The 16,290-nt window shown below is 40.5% G+C and carries 13 protein-coding genes; 2 read left to right on the plus strand and 11 right to left on the minus strand.

The window, feature by feature from the left end; translation table 11 throughout:
* Positions 1–154 precede the first annotated feature (154 nt).
* From ML543_RS11340 to ML543_RS11360, 5 genes are all read right to left on the minus strand, one after another.
* Positions 155–1,903, minus strand: coding sequence for a phospho-sugar mutase (locus ML543_RS11340; protein ID WP_243387481.1), 1,749 nt, complete (start codon positions 1,901–1,903; stop codon positions 155–157).
* A 328-nt stretch (positions 1,904–2,231) separates the two neighbouring features.
* On the minus strand, positions 2,232–2,471 hold the full coding sequence (locus tag ML543_RS11345) for a hypothetical protein (RefSeq protein ID WP_243387482.1): 240 nt from the start codon (positions 2,469–2,471) through the stop codon (positions 2,232–2,234).
* Between the two features lie 221 nt (positions 2,472–2,692).
* On the minus strand, positions 2,693–4,381 hold the full coding sequence (locus tag ML543_RS11350; protein ID WP_243387483.1) for a glycerol-3-phosphate dehydrogenase/oxidase: 1,689 nt from the start codon (positions 4,379–4,381) through the stop codon (positions 2,693–2,695).
* A 346-nt stretch (positions 4,382–4,727) separates the two neighbouring features.
* Complete coding sequence (glpK, locus tag ML543_RS11355; protein WP_243387484.1) at positions 4,728–6,218, minus strand: glycerol kinase GlpK; 1,491 nt, start codon at positions 6,216–6,218, stop codon at positions 4,728–4,730.
* 60 nt (positions 6,219–6,278) lie between these two features.
* On the minus strand, positions 6,279–7,106 hold the full coding sequence (locus ML543_RS11360; RefSeq protein WP_243387625.1) for an MIP/aquaporin family protein: 828 nt from the start codon (positions 7,104–7,106) through the stop codon (positions 6,279–6,281).
* A 298-nt stretch (positions 7,107–7,404) separates the two neighbouring features.
* Between ML543_RS11360 and ML543_RS11365 the strand changes: the two genes are divergently transcribed.
* Complete coding sequence (locus ML543_RS11365; RefSeq protein ID WP_243387485.1) at positions 7,405–7,719, plus strand: ArsR/SmtB family transcription factor; 315 nt, start codon at positions 7,405–7,407, stop codon at positions 7,717–7,719.
* Positions 7,716–8,939: an NADH:flavin oxidoreductase/NADH oxidase family protein gene (locus tag ML543_RS11370; RefSeq protein WP_243387486.1), complete on the plus strand. Its 1,224-nt coding sequence runs from the start codon at positions 7,716–7,718 to the stop codon at positions 8,937–8,939. The genes ML543_RS11365 and ML543_RS11370 overlap by 4 nt, the downstream gene beginning before the upstream one ends.
* A 242-nt stretch (positions 8,940–9,181) precedes the next feature.
* Here the strand turns inward: ML543_RS11370 and ML543_RS11375 are convergent, their stop codons facing one another.
* The 6 genes from ML543_RS11375 to ML543_RS11400 form a co-directional block, all read right to left on the minus strand.
* Positions 9,182–9,727: a glycerol-3-phosphate responsive antiterminator gene (locus tag ML543_RS11375; RefSeq protein ID WP_243387487.1), complete on the minus strand. Its 546-nt coding sequence runs from the start codon at positions 9,725–9,727 to the stop codon at positions 9,182–9,184.
* Positions 9,728–9,857: 130 nt separating this feature from the next.
* Complete coding sequence (locus ML543_RS11380; protein WP_243387488.1) at positions 9,858–10,874, minus strand: LacI family DNA-binding transcriptional regulator; 1,017 nt, start codon at positions 10,872–10,874, stop codon at positions 9,858–9,860.
* Between the two features lie 290 nt (positions 10,875–11,164).
* Positions 11,165–12,334, minus strand: a complete 1,170-nt coding sequence (locus ML543_RS11385) for a galactokinase (RefSeq protein ID WP_243387489.1) — start codon at positions 12,332–12,334, stop codon at positions 11,165–11,167.
* A 4-nt stretch (positions 12,335–12,338) separates the two neighbouring features.
* The gene (locus tag ML543_RS11390; RefSeq protein WP_243387490.1) at positions 12,339–14,582 is read right to left on the minus strand and encodes an alpha-galactosidase; all 2,244 of its coding nucleotides are present in this window, start codon (positions 14,580–14,582) and stop codon (positions 12,339–12,341) included.
* A gap of 12 nt (positions 14,583–14,594) precedes the next feature.
* Complete coding sequence (locus ML543_RS11395; RefSeq protein WP_243387491.1) at positions 14,595–15,422, minus strand: carbohydrate ABC transporter permease; 828 nt, start codon at positions 15,420–15,422, stop codon at positions 14,595–14,597.
* On the minus strand, positions 15,419–16,273 hold the full coding sequence (locus tag ML543_RS11400) for a carbohydrate ABC transporter permease (protein WP_243387492.1): 855 nt from the start codon (positions 16,271–16,273) through the stop codon (positions 15,419–15,421). The genes ML543_RS11395 and ML543_RS11400 overlap by 4 nt, the downstream gene beginning before the upstream one ends.
* Positions 16,274–16,290: the final 17 nt, after the last annotated feature.

Below are 16,290 nucleotides of genomic sequence, written 5' to 3' on the forward strand. Positions count from 1 at the left end.
GGCCGAAGCGACCCGAGCTGATGGCGCTTGGAGCTAGACACCAAAAAAAACGGTAAAGAGAATACTTTAACACTTTATTGAACTTAAACTTTCTGTAACAACAAAAAAGGTGTTTAAAAGATCAGGACTCCCGACCTTTTAAACACCTAATACATTAAGCTTTTTCCGTTTCGTTAATCATATCATCCACTTTTTCCATAACAGCGTTCATTAATTGTTGAAGCACTTTTTCGCTGTTTTCAAGGGAATCTGCTTGAACCGCGAAGTAAAACTTTACTTTCGGCTCTGTGCCAGACGGACGAATACAGAACCAAGAACCGTCTTCTAAGAAATACTTTAATACGTTTGATTTCGGCAATTCGATAATTTCTTTTTCATTCGTTTCAACGTTTGTACGCTCGCTAATTTGGTAATCTTCTTTTACCGTAATTTTCTTACCAGCCATTGATTGTGGCGTTTCTTGACGGAATTTCGCTAAGATGCTTTGAATTTGCTCGGCTCCTTCTTTCCCTTTTAGCGTTAAAGATTTTAATCCTTCGCGGTAGAAACCGTACTTATTAAAGAGTTCTAAAAGACCTTCATACATCGTCATGCCTTTTTTCTTATAATAAGCGCATACTTCCACTGCTAAAATCGCCGCTTGCACCGCATCTTTATCACGTGCAAAATCCCCAATTAAGTAGCCGTAGCTTTCTTCGTATCCGAATTGGAATGTATATTGACCTGTTTGCTCATATTCTTTAATTTTCTCACCGATAAACTTAAAGCCCGTTAACGTGTCAATCGTGTCGAGACCGAACGATTTAGCAACTGCACGACCGATTTCAGACGTTACAATCGTCTTTAAGACAACACCATTTTCAGGTAACGTACCGCGCTGTTGCTTTTCAGATAATAGGTAGTGAAGCAATAATGCACCTGTTTGGTTACCGGTTAAAACAACATACTCACCTTTTTCGTTTTTCACAGCAACGCCAAGTCGGTCCGCATCTGGGTCAGTTCCGATTAAAATGTCGGCATCTAATTTCTTACCTTCCCGAATGGCTAACTCAAATGCTGCATGCTCTTCAGGGTTCGGAGATTGAACCGTTGAGAAGTTAGGGTCTGGTAACTCCTGCTCTTTAACGATCGTGACGTTTTCATAACCAAGTGCTGCTAAACCTCGACGAACTGGCTTATTCGCAGTACCGTGTAACGGTGTAAAGACTACTTTCACATCAACTTCTTTCGCTAATTCAGGATTAAGCGAAATGGTAGTCAGTTTTTCTGTGTATGCTTCGTCTAACTCTTGCCCGATGATTTGAATTAAGCCCTTCTCTTTTAACGCCGCTTCACTTTCTACTTCTACATCCAGTTCATTTTCCACTTCGTTAACGCGCGCAATTACTTCATCCGCTTGCTTCGGTGGTAACTGACCTCCGTCATCTCCATACACCTTATACCCGTTATACTCTGGAGGATTATGACTGGCTGTAATGACAATACCAGAAAACGCATTTAAATGACGCACAGAAAATGACAATTGTGGCGTCGGACGCAATTCATCAAATACATATGTTTGAATACCGTTAGAAGCTAACGTCTTCGCTGCTTCCATTGCAAATTCTGGAGACTTATGACGCGAATCATATGCAATGACAACCCCGCGCTTTTTCGCCTCTTCACCAAAAGATTCTATGTATTTCGCTAAACCGTAAGATGCTTTACGGATTGTATATAAATTCATTCGGTTCGTACCTGGGCCAATTTCACCGCGCATCCCACCTGTACCGAACTCTAAATTTTTATAAAAGCAATCCTCTAACGCTTTTTCAGATCCTTCAAGATCGATTAATTGTTGTTTTAACTCCTCATCTAAATGAGTAGCATTTTTCCATCGTTCATAATTGACTTTCCAACTCATGAGTTTCCATTCCCTCCTAAGGTGTATTTACTCTATTTTTATTATACTAGAGCAAACATCCTTCTTCCTTCTAAAGAAAAACGACAATCCATGAAAAATATAGCAATAATTGTAGAAAAAAGTAGAAAGCGATACTATTGTAGGACGAAAGCGTTTTATCCGCAATAGAAAATTTAGGAAAAATCCATTGAAAAGTGTTGAAAACTGTCGTGATGTTGTTTCGGTGGGGTGTTTTCACCTTCTTTTGAAATAGTTGTTTGGCTGCTTGTTCAATACTTGTCGAGTGAATTACATCCGTTTGGACGATTACTCATCTGTTTTGACTTGGTTATTCATCAGTATCACCCGGTTGTTCTTCACTTCCGACGCCGTTATTCATCAGTTTCTCACTTTTATTCATCACTTCGACCAAGTTATTCATCAGTTCCTCACTTTTATTCTTCACTTCGGCCAAGTTATTCATCAGTTCCTCACTTTTATCCATCACTTCGGCCGAGTTATTCATCAGTTCCTTACTTTTATTCTTCACTTCTACCGAGTTATTCATCAGTTCCTCACTTTTATTCATCACTTCCGCCCTAGTTATTCATCAGTTTCTCACTTTTATTCATCACTTCGACCAAGTTATTCATCAGTTCCTCACTTTTATTCATCACTTCGACCAAGTTATTCATCAGTTCCTCACTTTTATCCATCACTTCCGCCGAGTTAGTCCCTTTTTCATCACTTCCGAATTTCCGAATCCATCTTCTAAGGAAAAGGCCGCCTTAAATGGCGGCCTCAACTAACTTACGATGCTGATTTTGACTGGTGATCGACGGATTTGTCTTTCGGTACGACAGCGTCGTGAAGTTGCTCCTGTAGTTGGTCTTGGAAGATCATTTTCTGTTCGCTGCTCCATCCCAGGCGGGTAGCCATATATTGAACAACGGCATCCTTCCATTTGTAAGCCCATTGAATGTTAAAGAACACAGAGCCTGTTCTTCGAACGAAAAAGTCTACTGGTGTCGTCGTCATTTCTTGTTGTAGACTATATTCGACTTGAACTAATACGGATACAGGCATTTGTCGCTTGTCAGCTTCTTCTTTTAATGAAGGAATCAGGGCGAACACTTTATCCGCATTAGATCCATACATTTTCGCGATTGAATAGGCTTCCTGTTCTGTTAATCCTGCTTCCATTCCCTCTTTTGTTTTCGTTTCAATGTAGGCTTTTAAGTTTCGAGAACCGCCGACATGTCCACCAGAGATTGGGAGTGTTTTCGTTTTACAAGGAGCGAATGTGCGTCCTTCTTCTTCCTTTAGTTTGTTTGCCACAAGATCTACGACCATTTCGGCCATTTTACGGTATCCTGTCAGTTTTCCACCTGCAATTGTAATCAGCCCTGAATCAGATGTCCAAATTTCATCTTTTCTAGAGATTTCAGAAGGATCTTTTCCTTCTTCATGAATTAGTGGACGAACACCTGCCCAGCTTGATTCCACGTCATCTTCTGTTACGTTTAACGATGGGAACATGAATCGAATGGCTTCAAGAACATACTTTCGATCTTCAAACGTCATTTTCGGATGTGCGGTATCTCCCGTGTAGAAAGTATCGGTTGTACCGACATATGTTTTACCATCACGTGGAATCGCAAATACCATACGACCATCCGGAGTATCAAAGTAAATGGCTTGTTTTAATGGGAATTTTGCTTGGTCGAATACAAGGTGAATTCCTTTTGTTAATTGCAACTGTTTACCCTTTTTCGAGTTATCCATTTCACGTAATGAATCGACCCAAGGACCTGCCGCATTGATGACTTTTTTGGCATAGATATCGTACGTTTTCTTCGTTAATTGGTCTTCTACTTTCACTCCTACCACTTTTCCATTGTCGTAAATAAAGGACACTACTTTAGTATAGTTGACTGCATCCGCACCGAATTTAACGGCTTCTTTCATCACTTCAATGGTAAGGCGGGCATCGTCCGTACGGTATTCAACATAGTAGCCGCCACCTTTTAATCCTTCTTGCTTTACTAACGGCTCTTTCGCTAACGTTTCACTTGCACTTAACATTTGTCTGCGTTCACTGCGTTTGACACTCGCTAAATAATCATAAACAAGTAAGCCGATTGACGTGGAGAATTTGCCAAATGTTCCCCCTTGATGAATCGGTAGCAGCATCCATTCAGGTGTTGTCACATGAGGACCGTTTTCGTATACGATGGCACGCTCTTTCCCAACTTCAGCAACCATCTTAACTTCAAATTGTTTTAAATAACGTAAGCCTCCATGTACTAATTTCGTCGAACGGCTTGACGTTCCCGCTGCGAAATCTTGCATTTCTATCACGCCGACTTTCATTCCTCTTGTTGCTGCATCAAGAGCAATTCCAGAGCCTGTAATTCCTCCACCTACAACGATGACATCATAGGGTTCCTTCGTCATTTTTTGTAAAGTAGTCTCGCGTTCTAAACTTGAGAATGTCATAAATAATACGCCTCCAATTTTTTCTATTTGGAGAAAATAAAAAAGAGACCACAACAAATCTAAAGCAACTACTTTTTATTGCTTTAGTGTTGTGGTCTCTCCTAGTCTCCAACCGAATATTAACTTACTCTCATTGTAACATACTTCAAATTGTACGTAAACGAAGAAGTTTCATTTTCAATCTCACTTATGGTCTTCCACCTGTGAGCCATACAATTAAATATCCGATAAACATCATGATACAAAATAATAAGAACTTTAAAAGCACGCTGTCTCCCTTTCATTTTCAGCTTAATGTAGAAAAAGAAGAGGCTGTCCAAAAAGTACAGCCCCCTTCTCAAATATTTTATTTAAAAGCCATTGTCGCATTCACAGCTTTTTTCCAGCCGCTGTATAGCTCTTCACGCGTACCTTCTTCCATAGATGGTTCGAATTGCTTCTCTAAATTCCATTGTTTTTTAATTTCATTGCGATCTTTCCAATATCCAACAGCTAGACCCGCTAAATAAGCAGCCCCTAGTGCTGTCGTTTCATTGACAGATGGACGTTCAACCGGAACACCTAAAATGTTACTTTGGAATTCCATTAAGAAGTTGTTTTTCACAGCTCCTCCATCGACTCGTAACGTTTTTAAGGAGATGCCTGAATCAGCTTCCATTGCTCCTAATACATCTTTTGCTTGATACGCTAATGATTCAAGTGTAGCGCGTACGAAATGCTCTTTCGTTGTACCGCGAGTTAACCCGAATACTGCCCCGCGAACATCGCTATCCCAATATGGGGTTCCTAAGCCAACGAATGCTGGCACGACATACACACCGTCAGTCGATTCTACTCTCGTCGCATATGCTTCACTATCTTTTGCGTCTTTAAACATGCGTAATCCGTCACGAAGCCATTGAATTGCTGAACCAGCCACAAAAATACTACCTTCTAATGCGTATTCAACCTTTCCGTCAATTCCCCAGGCAATCGTTGTTAGAAGGCCATGCTCTGACTTGATGGCTTTTTCACCTGTGTTCATTAACATGAAGCATCCTGTTCCGTACGTATTTTTCGCCATACCTTCTTCATAGCACGCTTGCCCGAACAATGCAGCTTGCTGGTCTCCAGCTGCACCTGCAATCGGAATTTCTTGACCGAAGAAATGGTAATCTACTGTATGCGCATAAACTTCAGAAGATGGGCGAACTTCTGGAAGCATGCTTGCTGGAACGCCTAAAATGTCTAGTAATTCTTCATCCCATTTCAGTTCATGAATATTAAACATTAACGTACGAGATGCGTTGGAATAATCGGTAACGTGTGCTTTCCCTCCTGAAAGCTTCCAAATGAGCCATGTATCAATCGTTCCGAATAAAAGCTTTCCATCTTCCGCTTTTTCTCTCGCACCGTCCACATTGTCTAAAATCCATTTCACTTTCGTTCCAGAGAAATATGCATCAATGAGAAGACCTGTTTTTTCACGGAATAAGTCATTGTACCCTTTCTCTTTTAGCTCTTCACAAATTTCTGCCGTTTGACGCGATTGCCACACAATTGCATTGTAAACAGGCTTACCTGTTTCTTTATCCCACACAACCGCTGTTTCACGTTGGTTCGTAATACCAATTCCTGCGATTTGTTCAGCCTTGACGTTCGCTTCAGATAAACAAGACGCAATGACGGAAAGAATAGAACCCCAAATTTCATTTGCATCGTGCTCAACCCAACCTGGCTTCGGGAAATGCTGTGTGAACTCTTTTTGAGCAACGTGAACGATTTCCCCTTCTTTATTGAATAAAATTGCACGTGAGCTAGTTGTTCCTTGGTCTAATGATAAAATGTATTTTTCCATCCTAGATCCCTCCAATTTATTAGAATAATAAAATCACTTGAAAACCCTTACATATTATCTCTAGTAAACAACCTTTTTCGTTTGTGTAACTGGCTGCGCTTCTTTTTTACTCGTCATGTATACAAGTAATAAAGCAGCAACTAACACAACGCTTCCAATCCAAAACATTTGGCCGTTCTTTCCATCAAAAATATATTGATAGAACAATCCACCGAAAGACCCTCCTAGAACTGGCGCGACAACTGGAATCCAAGCATAACCCCAATTTGAAGACCCTTTGTTTGGAATTGGTAGCAAGAAATGCGCAATTCGTGGACCAAGATCACGCGCTGGATTAATCGCATATCCTGTTGTTCCACCTAAAGATAAACCAATGCTTACAATTAAGAATCCGACAATTAAGGGATTCAATCCTTCTGTAAATTCATTTGCACCGATGGCTAAAATCCCAAGTACTAAAATGAACGTTCCAAATACTTCACTGAAGAAGTTAGCAAAGCGATTTGAAATCGCTGGACCTGTTGCAAAAACACCGAGTTTTACGTTCGGGTCATCCGTCTCTTTCCAATGTGGTAAGTAATGCAAGTAAATGAGTGCTGCTCCTAGGAATGCTCCAATCATCTGTGCAACAATATACGATGGTACATTAGCCCATGGGAAATCACCAACAAAGGCGAGACCAAGTGTTACGGCAGGATTTAAATGAGCTCCACTAATTCCTCCGACTGTATATACTGCCATCGCTACGCCCAATCCCCATCCTAGTGTAATGACAATCCAACCAGAATTTTGAGCAAGCGATTTTTTTAAATTGACACCTGCAACGACTCCTGCACCGAAAACGATTAAAATCATCGTTCCGATTACTTCACCCATAAAAGCCGTCAAATTATTCATCCTCCTTCATCCATGTTAATGTAATGGTTAATAGAAAATTATGTAAATAAAATTGAGTAAAAAAATCCACAACAAGTCTTCTTCCAAAGTCGGAAGAGAATTGCTGTGGATCTCCTTTTCTCCATCACAACTATTAACTTGGGAACATAATACCATTTTGTTGTAAGCGATGTCAATACTAATTTAACAGTCTTTTATTCTATCAAAAACAACATTGTTGATTGCGTGAGCGCATTTGTGCTAGCATATCGTTAATTCCCGATATAACGATAAAAGGAGTTTCATCCTAATGAATGAAGAAATAATTCACTTATTCTTAAAAGCACTCGCCAGTGAAAAAAGACAACAAATCATGTTTCTATTTAAAGATCACGCACAGTTAACGGTGAATGAGATTGCCCAATTACTAGATATAGGCCAATCTACAGCATCCGAGCATTTAGCTGTTTTAAAACGCGCTGGATTACTTTCATCGGAGAAAAAGGGAAAAGAAGTTTTCTATTACCCAAACTGTGCTAAAGTCCAACTCTTACTAACCGAACTATCTACTTTTTTAACAAGCTGCTGTCAATTATCCATGAAAAAGGAAGGAAGCGAAAGATGAATAAACTTTATCAAACATTGACTTTACCGAATGGATCTGTTGTGAAAAACCGTTTTTTCAAATCGGCGATGAGTGTGGCGTTCGGAACAATTGATCATCGTCCGACTACTAAGCTCATTACCCTTTATGAATCATGGGCAGAAGGGGGAGTTGGCCTATCTGTAACGGGGAATGTAATGATTGACCGTCGTGCACTCGGTGAGCCAGGTAATGTCGTTGTCGAAGATGAACGTGACCTTGAGATGCTGGCAAAGTGGGCAAAAGCTGGAACAAAAAATAACACTGCTCTCTGGATGCAAATTAACCATCCTGGAAAACAAGCACCTAAAATGGTTACGAAAGAGCCCGTAGCACCCAGTGCCATCCCTTTATCCGGAAGCTTAAAAAAACTGTTCAATCCTCCTCGTGAATTAAATCATCTCGAAATAAAAGATCTAATTACACGCTTTGGGAAAACAGCAAAAATCGCAAAGGCAGCAGGTTTTACTGGGGTCCAAATTCATGCAGCACATGGCTATTTAATCAGTCAGTTTTTATCCCCTTATCACAACAAGCGAAATGATGACTGGGGTGGAAGTTTGCAAAATCGAATGCGATTCGTTTTGGAAGTGTATAACGAAATGCGCACACAAGTAGGAGCCGACTTCCCAATTGGGATTAAGCTGAACTCTGCTGACTTTCAACGTGGTGGGTTTACGGAAGAAGAATCGATGGAAGTCGTCCAAACACTAGCTGAAAGCAAAATCGATTTAATTGAAATTTCAGGGGGAAATTACGAAAAGCCTGCGATGATAGGTCCTGAAAAAGAAAGCACGAAAAAACGAGAAGCATACTTTTTAGCCTATGCAGAAAAAGTTCGAAAGCTTATTGATACACCCCTTGTCGTTACAGGGGGATTTCGTACCGTATCTGGCATGAATGAAGCCATTGATAGCGGCTCAGTCGATATGGTCGGAATCGCTCGACCTTTTGCGCTAATGCCTGATCTGCCAAATCAAATTTTCAAAGGAACTTACGAACCAGTTTCGCTTGATCGCATATCGACGGGCGTTTCATGGATAGATCGAAATGCTCCGATGCTTGAAACGAGCTGGTATGCTCATCAATTGGAACGAATCGGTCGTGGTTTATCGCCGAAACAAAATTTAAGTGCATGGTCGACTTTGGTTCATTTTTTTACCCAGCAAGGGATTCACGCATTTCAAAAGAGGAGAGCGTAAAGGCCATTACGAAAAGCGCAAAGCGCAAGTCCTTAGGCGAAGGGCGCTGGAGGACCTGCGAGGAGGCTTCCGTCTCCACAATAGGGCCGAAGCGACCCGAGCTGATAGCGCTTGGAGCTAGACACCCAAAAACTGTAAAGAGAATACTTTAACACTTTATTGAACTTAACCTTTCTGTACAATGAAAAAACCTCCAAAAATGTTTTTCATCACATTTTTGGAGGCTCTTTTTTCTGCTACTATTATCCCCATAAATCTTCTCGTGAAGTGGTTACGGCTGTCGCGCCTGCATTTAATGCTTGCTGTACATCCTCTTTTGTTCGAATCAGCCCACCAGCTAAAATCGGAATCCCAGTAGTTTCTTTAATTTCTTCAATAATGGAAGGAATGACACCTGGTAACACTTCTATGAAATCTGGTTGGTATTTTCGAATAAGCTCCAAGCTTTTTTCCATTGCGCCTGTATCTAGTAAAAACAGTCGCTGAATGGCATACACTTTCTTCTGCTTCGCTTTGGCAATCACGGATGATCGCGTTGAAATGAGACCGGCCGGCTTAACCTCTTGACATAAAAATTCGGCTGCGTATTCATCATTTTTAATTCCTTGAATTAAATCTACATGAATCAAGAGCTTTTTGTTGCTCGCTTTCGCAGCCATCACGAGATTTTTCACTTGTCCTAAATGACTATCTAGTAGTACACCGTATTCAAAATCACTTTTTAAGAAGCGGTCAAATTGCTTCATACTTCGAATCGCCGGGAGTACCGATTGACCATGAAACCCCATGCGCTCGTCACTCCTTTATTTTTTCGTTCCGTTGACCACTCCTAACTGTACTACAATTTATAGGAAATGGGAATCCGTTAATGAAAAAAGCCGTCCCTGTCATACCATATCTCAGTAATATTTGGTCTCACTATTTGTTCACTCGTCCGCAGCTTTCACGTTCAATAAACTCATGCGGAATGATGATCTTTTTCGCAATGGAGCGATTAGATCGAATTTGTTCCTGTAATAATTCAACAGCTGATTCCCCCATAAATTCCGTATGAATTTTAACGGTTGTTAACGAAGGCTGCAAAAATTTCGATGTTGCAATATCGTTAAATCCGACAAGTGATACTTCTTCTGGAACTTTAATCCCTTCTTCATGAAGAGCGCGCATCGCTCCAATGGCCATTGAATCACTCGCTACAAAGAAGGCTGTCGGTCTTTCCGGTTGGGAAAGGGCCTCCTTCATTAAACGAAATCCATCTTCCGCTGTGAATTTTCCCGTCCAGATAAACGACTCATTGTATAAGGAGCGAAGTTGTAAAAATTCATAAAATGTACGCTCACGTTCATCTGTAATTTGTTGTTCATTATGAACAAATTCTTTCCCACCAATGTAACCGATCGAAGTATGCCCTAAATCGACTAAGTATTGAAGCACTTCTACCATTGCTTTTCGAAAATCGATAGCGATGCAGTCATACTCATCTGACGGGGTGTAATCGACTAACACAATGCGTTCTGTAATCTTTTTAAAGGATTCGACTTCATCTCTACTGAACTTCCCAACCGCAATTATGCCATCTAAATCATTGACCCATACATCTTCTTGTTTTTTCCCACTTTTAAATAGTTTAACAAGTTCAATTTTCCGCTCATAACATTCCTTCTCGACACCCAGTCGAATGGACATGTAATACGGGTCTTCCAATTCTTGCTGCTCGGTATACCAATAGACGAGTCCAATTTTTAGTCGTTCTTTTTTCTCATCTTGTGCATGATGACGATTTCGAACTGTTTTATAATTTAACTCTTGTGCAATTTCAAATATTTTCTTTCGGGTTTCATCAGCGACGGATAACGTCTTATCATAATTTAAAACACGGGAAACCGTTGCTAGGGAAACACCGGCTTTTTCGGCAATATCTTTCAACGTAGCCATACCATTAACCTCCTAAACCGTCTATACTCCCGACTTATGTAGAGAACCGCGATAGTCAAACGCTTGCACAACCACCTAAAATTCTAGATGGCAGGGCCAACGTTTGTTCGCGGAGTATGTTTTTTATTCAATCATAAACCTCCATGACCAAATATATCATAATCATACAAAACGGCAATGTCAGAATCAAAGTCACTCGGAATGACACACTCATTAGGACGAATAAATGTTGCACTTCCTTATTCATTCGTCCTTTAGAAATGATTATCCATCATACCCTTTCTTCTTTATCATTCCACTTGTTCTGTTAATTCCTTCACGCCATCACTTGGTTTTACGACATAAAAGTTCGCTTTTTTACCTGTTTTTGATTCGTATTTTTGCCCAACCTCGTGAACAAACGAAGAAACTTCATTATTTTTCACAATATTTACGGTACAACCACCAAACCCTGCACCCGTCATGCGTGCACCAATTGTACCCGGATGTTGCCATGCTGCTTCGACAAGCGAATCCAGTTCAAAACCGGTCACTTCATAATCATCTCGTAAGGAAAGTTGTGACTCATTCATAAGAACTCCAAACGAGGATAAGTCATCACTTCGTAAAAGCTCAACCGCTTTTTTTGTTCGCTCATTTTCCGTAACGACATGACGAACACGTTTAAACTCTACTGACGTTAAGAGGGACTTCACATTTTCAAGTTCCCCTACTTTTAAATCAACGAGCTGGTGAATCGACTGCTTTTGTTTAATTTTAGCTAATGCTTTTTCACAGGTTTTACGCCTGTCATTGTACGCCGAATCTGCTAATTCTCTTTTTTTATTCGAATTCACAATGACAATCGACGCTTGTTGTAACGGCAATGGAGTATAGAGATAGGATAACGTGTCACAATTTAGTAGTATCGCTTGATCTCTTTTTCCAAACCCGACGGCAAATTGGTCCATAATTCCGCATTGAACGCCAATGTAGTCATTCTCTACTTGTTGCGCCATTTTCACAAGTGTGGTTCTATCTAGGTTTACCGAAAACATCTCATTAATCATAAAGGCCGTAACGAGTTCAATCGAAGCCGAAGAAGAAAGCCCTGCTCCATTCGGGATTGTTCCAGTATAATAAAGATCCATTCCTGTTAGCTCAACATCCATTTGCTCTTTAAAAAATTGAAAAATTCCTTTCGGATAATTCGCCCACCCGTGCCATTCATCAAATAATAACGACTGAAGATTTACTACAATCAAACCCGTTGCCGAAAAATTCTCGGAGTAAAAGCGCAAAAGATGGTCCTTTCGCTTTCTTGCTACGACGTACGTACCGATTTCAAGTGCACATGGTAAGACATGACCACCATTGTAATCAATATGCTCCCCAATTAAGTTCACTCGCCCAGGTGCGAAAAACACCCGAACGTCACCCTTTTTTCCAAACACGTGATGGAACGCTTGGATGAACTTCATTCCATCAACTCCCTTCCTCTACAACCGAAAGCTTCCAAATAACTGACTGAAAATCACCCGCTAGGAATGACGAGTCACTATATACGGTACCGTTATAAATAGCTGGAAGAGTGATTCCCGCATGCATGAGTTCATCTCCTTTATACACAGCGTTCAGCTCTTCGACTCGATAAAACTTCGACTCATCAAGTCCTACTAGCTTTAACTGAACTAAACCTGGGTTAGGCTTTGCTAGCGTTCGGTAAAATGCGACAATCGCTTCCTGTCGATCTGGTGATACAACCATCCACGCTGTATCATTTTGTTCAAATGGACTGAGAAGACGATAAAACCGCCCAAATTGAATAAGCTTTCGATTTTCTTTATAAAACGCTACTTGATTTTTCACTTTCGCTTTTTCCTCAGCTGGAAGCTTTGTCACATCCAATTCATAGCCAAACACCCCGAACATAGCGACATGAAATCTCGTCTCAAGTGGCGTTATTCGACGGGTTTGATGATTCGGCACAGCTGAAACGTGGGCCCCCATCGTTGAAAGTGGGTAAACAAGGGATGTTCCGTACTGAATTTTTAATCGTTCAATCGCATCGGTATTATCACTCGTCCACGTCTGCGGCATGTAATAAAGCATTCCCGGATCAAATCGATTCCCTCCGCTTGCACACGATTCAAATAACACATTCGGAAAACGCTTCGTCAATTCATCCAGCACCGCATACAGTCCTAACACATATCGATGAGCCACTTCTCCTTGTCTCGTAGCATCTAAATAATCCGTACCTATTTCGGACATATTTCGATTCATATCCCACTTTACATAGCGAATTGGTGCGTCTGATAGCAATTGACTAAGTGTATCGATAATGAATGATTGAACCGGTTCTTTCGTTAAATCAAGCATATATTGATTCCGACCATGAGATAGCGGCCCCGTTTGTACCCCAAGTACCCAATCAGGGTGCTTTTCAAAAAGCATGCTTTTTTTTGATATCATTTCAGGCTCTACCCAAATGCCAAACTGCAACCCATTTTGTTCTACCTTTTGACCGAACCCCTTAACACCTTCCGGAAGTTTCGTCTTATCAGCTATCCAATCTCCTAACGAAGTCGTATCATTATGTCGTCCTTCAAACCATCCATCGTCTAGTGCAAATAATTCAATGCCGAGTTTAGAAGCTTCCTCGACAATTTCCATTAATTTCGATTCAGTAAAATTAAAATAAGTCGCTTCCCAATTGTTAATAAGGATGGGACGTTCCGATTGTCGCCATTTCCCACGAACTAATCGATTCACATACAATTCGTGATACGTTTGACTCATCCCATTTAATCCCTCATCAGAAAACACCATCACCACTTCAGGCGTTTGAAAAGATTCCTTTTCTTCTAGTTTCCACGAAAAATCAAACGGATTTATTCCCATTAACACCCTTGCCATATCATAATGATCGACTTCGACACCCGCTAAAAAATTCCCACTGTATACGAGGCTAAATCCATAAACGATACCACAATGTTCATTGGCATCTCGCTCTTTTAACGCGATAAATGGATTATGAAGGGAACTACTCACTCCTCGTTTACTATTAACCGATTGAAACCCTTTTGATAACCGATCGCATGCGATATGCCGTTCTTTAATCCAAGCACCATCCAAATGAATCCAGTCAAAATTTGCATGAGGAAAATCAACCGATGCGCTTAAGGCACGATCCATGATGATTGGCTTTTTCCCTTCATTCGTGATTCTTGCACTACGGATGATGGCATTATAACGAGCATACACAGTATAACTAAGCTCCACACAAACGTTTGTGTATGGATCTCGCATTGTAATAATTAATGTTTCAGCTTCGTTTTCATCCTCGACATATACAGCAGGAAGCCCTTGTAACGAAGGCTTTCCATTTAATCGTTTAAAATGGTCATATTGCAACCTCGTCACCCGTGACCCATCTTCATAGACGAAATGAAAGGCTGGTTCACGATAGTCCCCCGTTCCGTACGAAGGATATTCGCGCTTTACAAACTCTAAGGAAAAAGTAGAATCTCCTTCAAAAGCAAATGTAGCATTGCCGAGTGGTTCTTTCGGTAATTGAAGGAGGTGCGAGAAGTCCTTTCGATGAGAAATCTTTTTCCCAAAATACATATGACCAAGCTCACCATTAGGCAAAACGGAAAAGATATAGCTCACATCTTTTCCTTGCAAGTGAAATTGCTTTTTATCATCCTGTACAAAAATCGGCATCCCCGTTCCTCCTTACTTCACAGCACTTCCAAGCATTCCAGAAATAAATTGTCGTTGTAACACGAGGAAAAATACGATAATCGGTAAAGTGGCTAACGTTACTCCTGCCATCACTTGGCCGTAATCGATTCGCGATAATCCGAATAAGCTCGATAGTGCTACTGGGAATGTGTACATGTCCGTTGAAGATAAAGCAATCAATGGCCATAAGAAGCTATTCCACTGAAACATGAATAAGAAGATGGCCGTCGCTGCCAACGCTGGACGCATTGAAGGCAATACAATGCGGAAAAAGATTTTCCATTCACCTGCCCCATCAATCCTTGCCGCTTCAATTAATGCATTTGGAAAAGCAAGCATGTTTTGTCGCATTAAGAAAATTGCAAATGGATAAGCCAAGTTTGGCAAAATAACCGCTTGATACGTGTTCAACCAACCGAAGGCTGCCATCATTTTAAACAGCGGAATAATTGTCGCATGATACGGAACCATCATGGAAATGAGGAAGATACTAAAAATAAGGTTTCGTCCTTTAAATTCAAACTTCGCAAACGCATACGCTGCCATCGTACAAATGAATAAACTTAACACCGTATAAATGATTGCAATGAAAAGCGAGTTAAACATAACCTTCCCAATGCCAATGGATTCATTTAAATTCGCAACGTTTTCAAACAGCTGATCTCCTGGGACTAATACAGGAGGCTTTGAAAACATTTTTCCACTTTCATTTGTCGCCCCAATCGCAGCCCAATAAAACGGAAATAAAGATATAATTGCCCCAATAATTAACACACCGTATAAACTGACCTTACTGATTACACTTTTGTTTTTGTTCATTCTTTATCACCTGTCACTTTAAATTGGAAGTACGTTAAAATCCCGATTAAAATTACAATGACATACGCTATGGTCGAAGCATATCCGAAATCAAAGTAACGGAAGCCTGTTTGATATAAGTACATACCAATTGTTAACGTAGCATCACTTGGGCCACCCTTTGTTAACGTGTACGGTTCATCAAACAATTGCAGCGTCCCGATTGTGGACAATACAACCGTAAATAAAATAACCGGCTTTAATTGCGGAACGGTTATGGAGAAAAACTGACGAATCTTTGAAGCTCCATCAATGCTAGCTGCTTCGTAAATTTCCTCTGAAATATTTTGAAGACCAGCCAAGAAAATCACCATGTTATACCCTACCCAGCGCCACGTCATCGCAATAATTAAGGATACCTTCGCCCAGATTGGATGCGATAACCAAGGAACCGACTCTAACCCTAAAAAGTTCAAAAACTGATTCATCACACCATCATTCATTAACATAATGGAGAAAATAATCGCATACGCCACGAGAGACGTTACCGCCGGAAGGAAGAACGTAACACGGAAGAACCCTTTCATTTTCAATAATGCAGAGTTTAATAGTGTCGCTAATAACATCGCCAGAAAGATCATAATCGGAACTTGAATGATTAATAGAATAAACGTATTTTTCAACGCTTTTAAGAAAATCTCATCCTCAAATAGCCGAATATAGTTATCAAGTCCAACAAACGTAAACTCTCCCCCGCTATTCGTTTGGAAACTTAAAATAAACGAATAAATAATCGGGTATAACATAAACACACTAAACAATAAAACCGCTGGTGCAATAAATAAGTAAGGCACATATTTCTTCGTTTTCATATGAATCCTACTCTCTT

This window comes from Bacillus kexueae, assembly GCF_022809095.1.
Classification (GTDB): domain Bacteria; phylum Bacillota; class Bacilli; order Bacillales; family Aeribacillaceae; genus Bacillus_BZ; species Bacillus_BZ kexueae.